Annotated in this window: 8 protein-coding genes and 2 rRNA genes (1 of these 10 cut by a window edge); 3 read left to right on the forward strand and 7 right to left on the reverse strand. The window is 46.2% G+C overall.

Annotation, left to right across the window (positions count from 1 at the left end; translation table 11 throughout):
- Together DESPODRAFT_RS01415 and DESPODRAFT_RS01420 are read right to left on the reverse strand one after the other, a co-directional pair.
- A 23S ribosomal RNA gene (locus DESPODRAFT_RS01415) occupies positions 1 to 472 on the reverse strand; it reaches 2,513 nt to the left of the window's first position.
- Positions 473 to 809: 337 nt separating this feature from the next.
- Positions 810 to 2,366: ribosomal RNA gene (locus tag DESPODRAFT_RS01420) — 16S ribosomal RNA — on the reverse strand.
- The 16S and 23S rRNA genes sit together here, the layout of an rRNA operon.
- A gap of 421 nt (positions 2,367 to 2,787) precedes the next feature.
- Between DESPODRAFT_RS01420 and DESPODRAFT_RS01425 the strand changes: the two genes are divergently transcribed.
- Together DESPODRAFT_RS01425 and DESPODRAFT_RS01430 are read left to right on the forward strand one after the other, a co-directional pair.
- Positions 2,788 to 2,925 (forward strand): hypothetical protein, encoded by a 138-nt coding sequence (locus tag DESPODRAFT_RS01425; protein WP_004070771.1) that lies wholly within the window; start codon positions 2,788 to 2,790, stop codon positions 2,923 to 2,925.
- A complete protein-coding gene (locus DESPODRAFT_RS01430) occupies positions 2,915 to 3,394 on the forward strand; it encodes a hypothetical protein (protein WP_040015789.1) in 480 nt (159 codons plus the stop codon). Before DESPODRAFT_RS01425 ends, DESPODRAFT_RS01430 begins: the two co-directional genes overlap by 11 nt.
- 12 nt (positions 3,395 to 3,406) lie before the next feature.
- On the opposite strand, the gene DESPODRAFT_RS18490 is transcribed toward DESPODRAFT_RS01430, so the two are convergent.
- Entirely contained in the window at positions 3,407 to 4,495 is a 1,089-nt protein-coding gene (locus DESPODRAFT_RS18490; protein ID WP_004070773.1) for a GGDEF domain-containing protein, read from the reverse strand.
- 211 nt (positions 4,496 to 4,706) lie between these two features.
- Between DESPODRAFT_RS18490 and DESPODRAFT_RS01440 the strand changes: the two genes are divergently transcribed.
- A complete protein-coding gene (locus tag DESPODRAFT_RS01440; RefSeq protein ID WP_004070774.1) occupies positions 4,707 to 5,906 on the forward strand; it encodes an aminotransferase class I/II-fold pyridoxal phosphate-dependent enzyme in 1,200 nt (399 codons plus the stop codon).
- 115 nt (positions 5,907 to 6,021) lie between these two features.
- Here the strand turns inward: DESPODRAFT_RS01440 and DESPODRAFT_RS01445 are convergent, their stop codons facing one another.
- From DESPODRAFT_RS01445 to DESPODRAFT_RS01465, 4 genes are all read right to left on the reverse strand, one after another.
- Complete coding sequence (locus DESPODRAFT_RS01445; RefSeq protein ID WP_004070776.1) at positions 6,022 to 6,801, reverse strand: YkgJ family cysteine cluster protein; 780 nt, start codon at positions 6,799 to 6,801, stop codon at positions 6,022 to 6,024.
- Between the two features lie 415 nt (positions 6,802 to 7,216).
- Positions 7,217 to 10,111, reverse strand: coding sequence for a bifunctional [glutamate--ammonia ligase]-adenylyl-L-tyrosine phosphorylase/[glutamate--ammonia-ligase] adenylyltransferase (gene glnE, locus DESPODRAFT_RS01455; protein WP_004070778.1), 2,895 nt, complete (start codon positions 10,109 to 10,111; stop codon positions 7,217 to 7,219).
- A gap of 58 nt (positions 10,112 to 10,169) precedes the next feature.
- Complete coding sequence (locus tag DESPODRAFT_RS01460; protein WP_004070779.1) at positions 10,170 to 11,606, reverse strand: DNA integrity scanning protein DisA nucleotide-binding domain protein; 1,437 nt, start codon at positions 11,604 to 11,606, stop codon at positions 10,170 to 10,172.
- A gap of 102 nt (positions 11,607 to 11,708) precedes the next feature.
- The gene (locus tag DESPODRAFT_RS01465) at positions 11,709 to 13,334 is read right to left on the reverse strand and encodes an NADP-dependent glyceraldehyde-3-phosphate dehydrogenase (protein WP_004070780.1); all 1,626 of its coding nucleotides are present in this window, start codon (positions 13,332 to 13,334) and stop codon (positions 11,709 to 11,711) included.
- Positions 13,335 to 13,340 lie beyond the last annotated feature (6 nt).

Raw genomic sequence — 13,340 nt, forward strand, 5'->3', positions numbered from 1 at the left:
CTCGTGTTCCGCAGTACTTGGGAGTGCAAAAATAAGAGAGATCATTTTCACTTACAGGACTGTCACCTGCTATGGTCAAGCTTTCCAGCTTGTTCAGCTAATGATATCTTTTGTAACTTATTGACCCATCCGAAACTGGATCCAATTGCATCCCGCGACCCCGTTAACGCAACGCTTTCGGGCTTGACACGTTAACGGTTTGGGCTGGTCCCCGTTCGCTCGCCGCTACTTGGGGAATCGTTTTTACTTTCTATTCCTGGGGGTACTAAGATGTTTCAGTTCTCCCCGTTACCTTGCCTTTCCTATCTATTCAGAAAGGCATGACACGGTATTAACCGTGCCGGGTTGCCCCATTCAGAAATCCCCGGATCAAAGGATGTTTAGCTCCTAACCGAGGCTTATCGCAGCTTTCCACGTCTTTCTTCTTCACTTGACACCAAGGCATCCGCCGTTTGCTCTTAGTAGCTTAGCCACTATTCCACAAATAAGTTTAAACGCTTTGATGTTTTCGAAAAAATTGCGAACTCCTTCGTTGCTGCGCGTGAATTTTAAAACGGCGTAGTCTACTACGCCTTATTTAAAATCCCCGCTTGCGCCTCGGATTTCATCAATTTTTTCTTCAACATAGCCGGCATGTTCGATTTAATCTCACACACCTTTTTATATTTTTAGTTGATTCCGTGCCCTACGGCACTTTATCAACAACGCTATTAATATTTACTACAACAAATTGTCAAAGAACAAAGAGAGGTTTAATCTCTCAAAGTTGGCCAGTGAAGCCGAAAAAAGCTTATTTATTCTTTCCTTTGAAAGGAGGTGATCCAGCCGCTGATTCCTCAACGGCTACCTTGTTACGACTTCACCCCAGTTATCGACCATACCTTAGGCGCCTGCCTCTAAAAGTTAGCCCAGCGACGTCGGGTATAATCAACTCCCATGGTGTGACGGGCGGTGTGTACAAGGCCCGGGAACATATTCACCGCGGCATGCTGATCCGCGATTACTAGCGATTCCAACTTCATGGGGTCGAGTTGCAGACCCCAATCCGGACTGAGATAGGCTTTTGGGATTGGCTTCCCCTTGCGGAGTCGCTGCCCTTTGTACCTACCATTGTAGCACGTGTGTAGCCCTGGATATAAGGGCCATGAGGACTTGACGTCATCCCCACCTTCCTCCCGGTTGACCCGGGCAGTCTCGTTAGAGTTCCCATCTTTAAATGCTGGCAACTAACGATAAGGGTTGCGCTCGTTGCTGGACTTAACCAAACATCTCACGACACGAGCTGACGACAGCCATGCAGCACCTGTCTCTGTGCTCCCGAAGGCACTATCCCAATTACGGGATATTCACAGGATGTCAAACCCAGGTAAGGTTCTTCGCGTTGCGTCGAATTAAACCACATGCTCCACCGCTTGTGCGGGCCCCCGTCAATTCCTTTGAGTTTTAGTCTTGCGACCGTACTTCCCAGGCGGTACACTTAATGCGTTAGCTTGGGCACAGCAGGTTTTAATACCCGCTACACCGAGTGTACAACGTTTACTGCGTGGACTACCGGGGTATCTAATCCCGTTTGCTACCCACGCCTTCGCGCCTCAGCGTCAATATCGGTCCAGAAAGCTGCCTTCGCCATCGGTGTTCCTCCTGATATCTACGAATTTCACCTCTACACCAGGAATTCCGCTTTCCTCTCCCGTATTCAAGTCTTGCTGTTTCAAGTGCACTTCCGGGGTTGAGCCCCGAGCTTTCACACCTGACGGACAAGACCGCCTGCGCGCCCTTTACGCCCAATAATTCCGAATAACGCTTGCGCCCCCCGTGTTACCGCGGCTGCTGGCACGGAGTTAGCCGGCGCTTCCTCCACAGGTACCGTCAATACAACCATCTGTTAAACAATTGTAACTTCTTCCCTGTTGACAGAGCTTTACGACCCAAAGGCCTTCTTCACTCACGCGGCGTTGCTGCGTCAGGGTTGCCCCCATTGCGCAAAATTCCTCACTGCTGCCTCCCGTAGGAGTCTGGACCGTGTTCCAGTTCCAGTGTGGCTGATCATCCTCTCAGACCAGCTAACCATCGTTGCCTTGGTAGGCCTTTACCCCACCAACAAGCTAATGGTACGCAAACTCATCTCCAAACAATTGCTTTCAAGAAGAGGCAATCTTTCATCAATCTACTTGTGTAAATCGACTTTATCCGGTATTAGCTACCCTTTCGAATAGTTATCCCAGGCTTGAAGGCAGATTATCTACGTGTTACTCACCCGTGCGCCACTCTACTCGGGATTGCAAGCAATCCCTTTCTCGTTCGACTTGCATGTGTTAAGCACGCCGCCAGCGTTCATTCTGAGCCAGGATCAAACTCTCCAGTTATAATCCTTTACTAAAACTTTTTAAGGTCTGCACTTAAAGCTGTTACGCTCCAAAGCGCATTGTCATTGACCCGCTCTTTTCTTTTTCACTGACCAATTTTCAAAGATCAAACTTACTGCTCTCAAAAAAAATCTCCCCGAAGAAAACCGCTTTGCTTTGTCCCCTCGAGAAGACCGACGAAATATGCCTGAAAATGATACGCCTGTCAAACACTTTTTTTATTTTTTTTAGTCCTTCTGAATGAAAATTCAATTATACATATAATTTCAATTGATTAAATAAAACAATATTTTTTTTAAACCGATAAAATCACAGAGACCCGCACATATTGTACGGTTTTCGGTCAGGCAATTTTATGAATGGACACAATTTACAAAATTTATTATATGCTTTTTCGAATTTAACCTTGGGGGACATTTCAATGCATACAGCTATTATCTATAATATTTATAAAACCGCTCTTGTTCTTGAGAAAGGTCGGCTCTCTAAAACTGTAATTGAAAAGGCAAAGGCTTTATCCTTATGGGATCTGGCCACGTTTATACCCGATGAAATCTAATCTTTACTCTGAAAATAATTCCTGCGTGGATCTCCAAGCCTGGAAAAAAAAAGCAAGGGCCTTTGCCATCAGGACACACAACCATCTTTGGGGCAAAAACAATGAAGACCCTTTATCCTTCTTGTATCTTGAAGGCTTAAATCTTCATTTTATAAATAAAATGTATCTTGGATGGAATAAATTCGGTCACAGCCGCCCATATGAAGGGTGGGGTCTTTCCGGAAAAGGCTCTTTTTTTATTCCTTCCGGTATTGTCTTTCCATATATCGTAGAAAAAGAAGTGACAGGTATTTTTATTATTTCAATGGAAAACCCGGGTTCTGAATTGATAATCCCAGGCAGTTTTAAAGGGCCCCTGATTTTAGGTCCCGGTAATGGTGACGTCAGAGAAGCGACCGGCATCATGGAAGGTCTTAAAATATACCAGAAGGACCCGGAAGTGTTCAGTGTCAATATTTCCTTGGTCTAACAATTATGATCTTTATTTGATTCCCGAATTTTCCTGGTATACCGTAGTCTGATTCCGGCCATTGTTCTTTGACTGGTATAGTGCATTATCCGCTTTTGCTATCCAATCAGTTGATGTGACCGATTTATCATTGCCTGTTGTCAAAGATAAGCCAAAGGACATGGTAACATTCATGGTTTTATTTTTAATAGTGGTTCCGTTACGTTCAACTATCGGAAAATCATGATTCTCAATGAGTTGTCTTAGGCGTTCTACCACTTCAAAACCGCCCTGGATATCAGAATCTTCAAAAATAATTAAAAATTCTTCCCCACCATAACGTCCGGCAAGATCAAAGCACTCTCTCATGGAATTGGATATAATCCTGCCCACTTCTTTTAAAACAAAATCTCCCTGAATATGCCCGTAATTATCATTCACCGACTTAAAAAAATCAATATCACCCATGGCCAGGACAGCAGAGGCATAGGGTTTGCGTTTAAACCGCAGAATAATTTTTTCAACCTCTTCCTTTATTTTTCCCGAATTATACAAGCCTGTAAGATCGTCATATTCAGCTTTTTGTTCAAACATGGTTTTCATGATGATCGAGGATAACAGATTGCACATAATTTCCATGGCTGAAATTTCAAAGTCCTGGAGCCCGCGCTCTTTGCCCGTAAAATCGCCGCCCACAAGGTAAATACCGCCAAAATTTTCGGGAAAATAGACATAGCCTATAATGTCACACCCCATGCCTATTACCTTAATATGGGATGTTTTTTTATTTAAAAATGCATGGACCTCATTAACATACCGTTTATCCCGGACATCAAGAAAAAGACGAAGTTTCCGGCCCTCCTGAAGATCCATTCTCATTGCGCCCGGATCCACAACCTTGACCACCTCAAGAATCAGTCGATCATTGATGATATTTGAGACCCGGTAAAGCACACTTACATTGAAAAGCAATGTTTCCGAAATAATTTTAAGGGGATACTTGAACCAGGTTGTTTTATCTTCGCCAAATCCGGAAGGATTGCGCTCCATGGAATTTAAATAGGCAGTCAGTTTTCTAAGGGCATTTAAAATCTGCTCTGCATTTGATCCCTGTTTCCTCATGCCCCCCTCTCTTTTATAAAATCATTACTTTCATTTTATAGATAATCATTTATTATAACAACTAAAATGGATAATGTTTCCCGTGAAACATTATTAAAATTAAAACATGAAAACAATTTTATAAAGATTTGATTTTATCAGATTAATAAAATCTGATATTCTTTTTATTTTGATTTCATGTTTCAACCATTTATGATTAGGAGCTTTTGACGTGGAAGAAGACAAGATTATTCGGTTTGCATCCCGGATGGATTACCTGCCCCCCTACCTTTTCGGTATGATTAATAAAATGAAAATGGAGAAACGGCGCAATGGGGATGATGTCATTGACCTTGGTATGGGCAATCCAATGGATCCCACACCTGATGCGGTTATTGAAAAGCTGGTGAATGTTGCCAAGGATCCCAAATCCCATAGGTACCCGGAAAGTTCAGGACTTCCCAATTTAAAAAAAGAGATTGCCAAATATTATGGCCGCCATTACAACATTACTCTGGATGCGGACAAAGAAACCTACTTTACCATTGGCTCCAAAGAAGGGATTTCCCATTTGTGCCTGGCCATCATGGGTCCCGGGGACTGCGTTCTGGTTCCGGCACCGGCCTTTCCCATCCATATCTATGCAGCGGTGATCGCCGGTGCAAATGTTATGAGAATTCCCCTGGAACCTGAAAAGGGCTTTCTGGACAGGATTATTACAGTATGTGAATCCTGTTATCCCAGCCCAAAGGTCCTTATGCTCAACTATCCCCATAATCCCACCGGCGTTGTAACGGATAAAAATTTTTTCAAAGAGGTCGTAAAACTTGCCAAACGGTTTAAATTCATGGTTATCAATGACTTTGCCTACGGCAAAATAACCTATGATGGATATGTAGCCCCAAGTTTCCTGGAAATTGAGGGTGCCAAAGATGTCGGTGTTGAATTTGGATCCTTTTCCAAATCATACAATATGGCCGGCTGGCGCATTGGATATTGCGTTGGTAATGAAAAAATTGTCGAGGCACTTGGAAAAATTAAAGGCTATTTTGATTATGGTATCTTTTCTGCCATCCAGGTGGCAGGTATTATTGCGCTTCGGGACTGTGATGACACCATTCCCGGACTGGCAAAAATTTATGAAAACCGTCGGGATGTACTTTGTTCAGGTCTTGAACGAATCGGATGGGATATAACAAGACCAAAGGCCGGCATGTTTGTATGGGCAAAAATCCCTGAACCTTTTAATAAAATGGGTTCCATGGAATTTGCCATCCAACTGATGAACAACGGAAATGTGGCAGTGGCACCAGGAGCAGGTTTCTCCGAAGAGGGAGAAGGATATCTTCGTCTGGCTCTGGTTGAAAATGAAGAACGCCTGCGCCAGGCTGTTCGGCAGATGAAAAAAGCCATGGACCAGATGAAAATTTAAGGGACAATGTTTCCGGTCAAAGTGCCGGACAAATTTTCTTAATATCGCTTTGAAGCCCCTGACATTCAGACAGGGTCTTCAAAGCGATTGTATCGGTTTTGTCACGTTTTCTTCCTTAAGCGCGTTCTTCTAACTGACCTTCACCAAACAAAAACCTTTGGATCCAGGAAAGCCCAAGCATGAGCAACTCCCGGTCATCTTGTTTCACTGCGTCCAGTTGCTGCTGCGCAATAACATAACGCGATAGAAAACTGGTTTCAAAAACAAAGCGGCGAAAGGTGTCCATATTATAACTGGCCATGAAAGCCATCTTCATGGGCGGGCTATTCATATCAAGGCCCTGGGCCTTGAACGAATCGACCTGCAAACGGCCTGCAATACGCGCCCAGCAGTTGTTGGGTTCATGGTATACTTGCATTTCCTGATCCGCCATCCACGCTTTGGCAGTCCATTCTTTATCTTCATCATGTCCCTTGCAGTAATCATGGTGCATGACATAATACTGCATATGCATGCTGCCGTCGGCATCACCATAAATGGCCGGTTCCAGGGGGTAAGCCCTGCAGGAGTAGGGTCTGTCTGGATAAATCGTACACCCCTTTTCCGTCAGAAAGGTACAGGGATTGCCCTGCCGGTCGCTCATTTTCAACATTACATTGGGAAAGGTGGGCATGCTGCGGATGGCTGTTGTGGTATGGGCAACCAGGAACTCTTCCGAGGTCATGTTAAGATTCTGTTTCATGCGTACAATGTCATAGGGATAAAGATACATGTCGGCATTGTGGCAGCAACGGGTAAAGCAGGGCACACTGTCGTGACAGGCAAATTTGAAAGTACGGCTGCCAAGCAATTCACGATTTGCCGTGTAGTCCATGGTGTTGTTAGGTGTTGTCATTATCTTGTTTCCAGTATTCATTAAATTTTTCCGTAATCAACAGGGCATATATTTTCATTGCTGAGTGTTATATGTTTTACCATATTCCAACATTTATCAACACACTCATATAAAATGTTCAAAAGTTCAAAACGGTATTGATAAAATGTCAATAAATAGAAAATCATGTTCAAAAGCTGATGAAAACTTGTGTTTATAACATGTTCAAAACAAATAAAAGCCCTGGCAAACAACAATCTTGATGAAGTTCAAAACAAATGTATTGGTGTTGAAAACAGGTTAAAAAAATGTTGAAAATACTGAAAAGGCATCAATCCGGGTTTCTTGAAAGCAAATCCGGATTGATGTCAGGTTCAATAAATAAAAAGAATTTTATCGGTAATTTTTCAAAGATTGTTGATGTGTGCGCAGTCCCTTAAATCATAAAGGCAGCATCATAAATTTGCGCTACTTTGGCAGCCTGCTCACTGAACAGGTACTCATCAACTGTGGCGGACCGCTCCTGAAGCGTGAGGCGGTGCATGGCCCTTCGCATGGCTACATAGGCATTCTGGAGAATGCTGCTCTTCTCACCGGATATCAGGCCATCCACACTCAATGCCTGAAGCAGGCGGATATTGTCCGTCCATTCCACAACATCTGGATAGTCACAGGCGTGGCGCAGCACAAGATATTGAACAAGGAATTCAATATCCACAATCCCCCCCCGGCTCTGCTTTAGATTAAATACTCCGGGTTCGTACTTTAACCGCTGAGCCCGCATTTTTTCACGCATCTGTCCAACTTCTTTTTTCAATGTTGCATCATCTCGCTTACGGGTCAGAATTTTTTTGCGTATGGTATCAAACCGTTTGAACAATGCCGGATCACCGGCCACGGGGCGGGCCCGGATCAGGGCCTGGTGTTCAAATGTCCAGGCCTGGTTCTCCAGGTAATCCTCATAGGTTTGGATATGGGTGATAATGGTGCCTGAATCCCCGCCGGGCCGAAGCCGCATATCCGCACCGTAAAGGGTACCGGCCGAGGTATGCATGGTCAGGGCATGGATAATGCGCTGGCCTAAATTGGAATAAAAACGGATAATGTCTACCGACCGTTCGGTTCCGCTGGTAATCCCTGGTTCAGCATCAAAAATAAAAACCATATCCAGATCGGATTTATATCCCATTTCAAGCCCGCCTACCTTACCATAGGCAATGGCAATAAATCCGCATTCTTCAACACCTTTGCCTTCCATGCCCTTGGGATACCCATATTTTTCAGTTACAATCTGCCAGGATGACGCCACCACCTGGTTAAGAATGGTTTCAGCAATCCAGGTCAGGTGATCACTGACCTTCATCAGCGGGAAATTACCTGACACATCTGCCGCAGCCACCCTGAGCGTATTGATCTGGCGAAAAATATTGAGTGCTTCGAGCAGGTATTCCGGATCATCCTGAGGGACCCGGGCCATCAGGCTTTCCATTTCCCGTTCAAGCATATCCCGTTTGGGCGGAGAATACAGAGTTTCCGGATAAATAAGCTCATCTAAAAGAACGGGGTGTTGACTTAAAAACGAAATAATCCATGGGCTTTTACGGGCAAGAACGATCAGGGTATCAAGGGCACCTTTATTTTCAATGAGTAAAGACAGATAACACGTACGACGTTCAATGGTTGTCACCAGATCAATGAGTTTGGCCATTACCTCTTCTGCATCCGGGTGTTCACCCACTTTTTTAATCAGTCGGGGCAAAAGCTGGGACAGTTTATTGCGCCCGGTCTGGGAAAGCTGGCGGGTGTGGGGATGGGCTGCCAAAGCTTTAAGAAGCCGAACCACAGATCCTGTATCCTGGTAACCGGAAATAGAGAGATCTTCACCCTGAAACTGGGGATCTGTGATACTGTCCCATATCTGTTTCAATTCCTGGCTGCTATTGTCTTTGTCTTCGTCATCGGCTTGCACCAGAAGCCTGGAAAAATGTTTATGCACAACACCCTGAATCCTTGACAGTTCAGCATAAAAGGCATCTTCGTCAACATATCCCATGGACAGGGCAAGGATCTGTCTTTGAACCGGATCGTCTGGAATATCGTGGGTCTGCCGGTCCTGGTAGGCCTGGAGCCTGTTTTCCACAAGCCGCAAGAAATGATAGGCCTGTTTGAGTTGATCACACACTTTTTGATCTATCAGCTTTTTTTCCACCAGGGTGTCCAAGACCGGCAATATGGGTCTGACCTGAAGTGCCGGTTCCACACCGCCTCTGATGAGTTGAAAAAGCTGACCGAAAAATTCAATTTCCCTGATACCGCCGGACCCGATTTTTATATTGTGTTTCAGTCTGGCATTTTTCACCTGGAATGTTATGCGTTGTTTCATATCCCTGAAAGAATCAAAAGAGCCGTAATCCAGATATCTGCGAAAAATAAAGGGTTTCAGGGTTTGAATAATTGTGTAGCCCGCTGCAATATCCCCTGCCACCGGACTTGCCTTGATCATGGCATAACGTTCCCATTCCCGGCCCTGGGACTGGTAATAATGTTCAAAAGCTTCCGCATCCATAACCAGGGGCCCGTTCTCCCCGAAGGGACGCAGACGGGTATCCACCCGGTAAAAATGGATCCCGTTATCCATTGAAAACAGCTTGATAAATTCCCGGCACAGCTTTGTAAAAAATTCATCATTGGATATGGATCTCTCCCCATCAGTCTGCCCTGAATTGGGATATACGAAAATAAGATCAATATCTGAAGAAAAATTCAACTCGCCGGCCCCGAGCTTACCCATACCCAGCACCACAATGTTCTGGGTATGGCCGTCCTTATCTCTCGGCGTTCCCCATTTTTGGGTCAGCCCGGGATACAGTTGTTCAAAACCGCAACTGATACAGGCACAGGCAAGATCGGACAGATCGGCCATGGTTTCGGACAATGGTGCCGCACCTGTAAGATCCCGCCAGGCAATGCGAATGATTTCGTATACTTTGAATTCAAGCATCCGGGCTTTAAGCCCTGCATTGTCCTGGCTATCACAGATAAAAGCGGCAAGCTTGTTTTTAAAAGCACCCGGATCATAGGATGTATCAATATCACCACTTTTACCAAGCCGACCAAGTATCAAGGGGTTTGCTGTAATATGTTGAGCCGTAAAGGGACTGAACAGCATCATCCGGGTAAAATCTTGGGGTTTGACAGGCAACTGGCTGATATCCTGTATATCCCCGGCGGAAAAATAATCTTGAATCCGCCGCTGCAAGTCCTGGTAAAGGGTTTGGGGAAGCGCAGGAAAGACACCGGATATTAACTGTTCTATAGCTTCTTGACTCATGGAATGGCTTTCATTTTATAATTCATGGACAAAAACCTCTTTACCGATAGTTTTGGCATTATTCGCTTAGAGGAACCCATTTTTCCAGGGGCACGGGGATATTGCATATGAGAGAGGTTTCCAGTTTCCATTTGGTTTTTAGTACTTTACCCCCCATCATGACCGAGACCAGGGTATCGGATGAGACTACGATTACAATAACATTTTCGTGTTCTGCCGTGAACCGCAAAGCGGAGTTGAACCTGGCTCCCCTGGCCCTGTTTTCACCGGGCACATTCCTGCCCTGCAAAAGACAGGCAAATCGATGCAGCTTTACATCAGCCCCGATGTGCAGTGCCCCGTCCACCTTGGACAGGGATTTGGCCAGATCATAATTATCCTGATTTTTCAGGTCCAGGGGGTGCAGCAGCGAATGGCCCATGATAAAAACCGGGGGATCATTGAGGTCAATCACAATACTGCATCCATATCGGTGGCCGGCAGCATTGTGAACAATCCCGGTCACTACTTTAAATAAAGCGGTGACTTTTTCAGCATCCATATCAGTGTCCATCAATGCCTCTTCCACCTGAACCAGCTTTTCCTTATGCGTGGTCGATTTAAAGCGCCCGTCGGAGAAAGAGCACACCAAATCATCATTGATTGCCAGAAAACCGTATCCGCCTCTAAAATCAACTGAGATGAAAAAATCCGGATGATCTTCCCTGGTGATGCCGATAATTGTATTTTCAGTGGCAACCAGTTTCAAATCTGAATTTTCAACCGAGACAAGCAGCTTTCTGATATGCTTGACATTATCCAAACACGGTTGCTCCGCTTCGGGAAGCTCTAAAATAAAATTCATTTTAGGGATGGATGCTTTTTCCACAAAAATCAGCTTACCTCTTGGCCATTCTCTTTCTTCCGGCGTTCTTGAAATTTTAAGCACTGCCTCTAAAATCGGGTAAGCCCGCATTCTGGTATCCCAGCCGATCCGGATATTCATTTCATCCACAATAAAATCTCTGACCGCATGGGTGGCGTATTCCTTGAGAAAAGAGCCGGAAATGCCTGTGTACAACTCTTCTTCATTGGCCAAGTCATGAGAAAATCTGTAAACGGCATGTTCCAGCCACCGCTCGGTTGGACCTATGTTACACATGTCCGGATGGTGGTCGGTAAACCACATCTGATACACGATAGAGCTTGATCTGCCGCCATAGGATATCAATCCGGCCAACCCAAGATTTTTTTCGGGAATCAAATTGCTGAATTTTTTTTTGTCATATTTGATGGAACATTTGGTTCGCCAATCATCTGAATCAATATACAATTCTTTGAATTTGGGTTCGTGCCCGGCCAAAAGGTTCTGGGGATCAAAGATATACATAGGATCATCGGGTCTGATGGCATAAATAACTGCCGCCCTGCTCGGCCCGGAAAAAAGCGTCAGTCCCTCTCTCAATCCCTCCAGGGTTTCCGTAATGCATCTGCGAATAAATCCATGGTTTGGCAATCAGGAAACCTCCCTTTCAAAGCTGTATTTATATTAATAGGTTGTTTACTAAAGAATATGATGTTTCTCAATATTTTCCCCCCGATTGCATAAAATTTTTATTTACAAAAGAAAATTCGTGGATAAAAAGCGGGATTTGCGCTCACGGGTAATGGTCGACATGATCTCCTTGTTGAGGTCGTTGAGTTTACCAGCCACCAGGGTACGGATGGAAAAAACCCGCAGGGCGTCGGACATGGACAGGGTGCCTTCGGCGGAATTCTTGCGCCCGGTAAAGGGGAAGGTATCGGGCCCTCGCTGGCACTGGCTATTGATGTTGACCCGGCAGACCTGGTTCACCAGGGGGTCGATGAGTTCGGCAATGGAGTCTGGATCGGTACCGAAGATGCTGATCTGCTGGCCGTAATCGGAATCGGTCACATATCCTAAAGGTTCTTCAATGGATTTATAGGGGACAACGGGAATCACCGGTCCGAACTGCTCTTCTTTAAAAACGCGCATCTGCGGTGTCACCGGATAGAGTACGGCCGGAAAAATGAAGGTCTGGTTGATTAGGCCGCCGCTTTCATTGCGAATGACCGCGCCCGCCTGCTGCGCATCATTGATGAGTTCCTGCAGATAACCGGTCTTGTTCTCCTCGGGCAGGGGGGTGATCCCCACCCCGCTCTGCCAGGGCAGTCCCGGTTCAAGTTTTTCCACCTCCCGGCAGAGCATATCCAGGAACTTTTCAACAATGGATTCATGCACGAACAGTAGCTTCAGGGCGGTACAGCGCTGGCCGTTGAAAGACAGTGCGCCCAGGAGACACTCCCTGACCGCCACGTCGAGTTTCGCATCCGGCAAAACAATGGCCGGATTTTTGGCCTCCAGCCCCAGCACACAGCGCAGGCGGTGGGGCCGGGGATGCTGCTTCTTGAGGCTGTCGCCGACCCGGCTGGTGCCGATAAAGGCCAACACATCAATGCGGCCCGATTCCATGAGCGGAGTTACAACCCTGGCCCCACGGCCGTATACGGTATTGACAACCCCCGGCGGAAAGGCGCCCTGGAAGGCCTCAAGCAGGGGCCGGTGCAGCAGGACGCCGAGCTTGGGCGGTTTGAAGATGACGGTATTGCCCATGATCAGGGCCGGGATCAGGGTGGTAAAGGTTTCGTTCAAAGGATAGTTGAAAGGTCCCATGCACAGAACCACCCCCAGAGGCGCACGACGGATCTGGGCTGCCACCCCCTGGGTGATGTCAAAGCGCGACCCGGCCCGGTCCAGATCCTTTAACGCTTCGATGGTGCCCAGGATATAATCCAGGGTGCGATCAAACTCGTTACAGGCATCCTGAAGGTTTTTGCCGATCTCCCACATGATAAGGCGAACGACCTCCCCGCGCTTTTCCTTCATGCGGTAGGCGAACTTTTCCATATGGCGAATGCGGTCCTCCACAGCCAGGGTCGGCCAGTGACCGCGACCGCTGTCATAGGCCCGGCCGGCCGCATCCAAAGCCTCCATCGCCTCCTTTTCCGTAAGCAGCGGATAGCTGCCGATACGCTTCTTTTCAACGCCGCTGTCCCCGGCCAGGCACACGGGCGAAAACACATCCTGCACAGGACCGTCCCAGTGATGAATTTGCCCGTCAACCAGGAATTCCTTCTGTTCCACAGGCTCCGGAATCCGAAATTCTTCAGGGATATTTGATTCTGATGGAAACAGGCTCACAATCTTTTGTTGATTATTCATAAGACC

This window comes from Desulfobacter postgatei 2ac9 (genome assembly GCF_000233695.2).
Classification (GTDB): Bacteria; Desulfobacterota; Desulfobacteria; order Desulfobacterales; family Desulfobacteraceae; genus Desulfobacter; species Desulfobacter postgatei.

What these genes read in the sequence shown, in the direction of transcription:
- DESPODRAFT_RS01425 (WP_004070771.1), top strand. Translation starts at nt 2,788, where the DNA reads ATGCATACAGCTATTATCTATAATATTTATAAAACCGCTCTTGTTCTT.
- DESPODRAFT_RS01430 (WP_040015789.1), top strand. Translation starts at nt 2,915, where the DNA reads ATGAAATCTAATCTTTACTCTGAAAATAATTCCTGCGTGGATCTCCAA.
- DESPODRAFT_RS18490 (WP_004070773.1), bottom strand. Translation starts at nt 4,495, where the DNA reads ATGAGGAAACAGGGATCAAATGCAGAGCAGATTTTAAATGCCCTTAGA.
- DESPODRAFT_RS01445 (WP_004070776.1), bottom strand. Translation starts at nt 6,801, where the DNA reads ATGACAACACCTAACAACACCATGGACTACACGGCAAATCGTGAATTG.
- glnE (WP_004070778.1), bottom strand. Translation starts at nt 10,111, where the DNA reads ATGAGTCAAGAAGCTATAGAACAGTTAATATCCGGTGTCTTTCCTGCG.
- DESPODRAFT_RS01465 (WP_004070780.1), bottom strand. Translation starts at nt 13,334, where the DNA reads ATGAATAATCAACAAAAGATTGTGAGCCTGTTTCCATCAGAATCAAAT.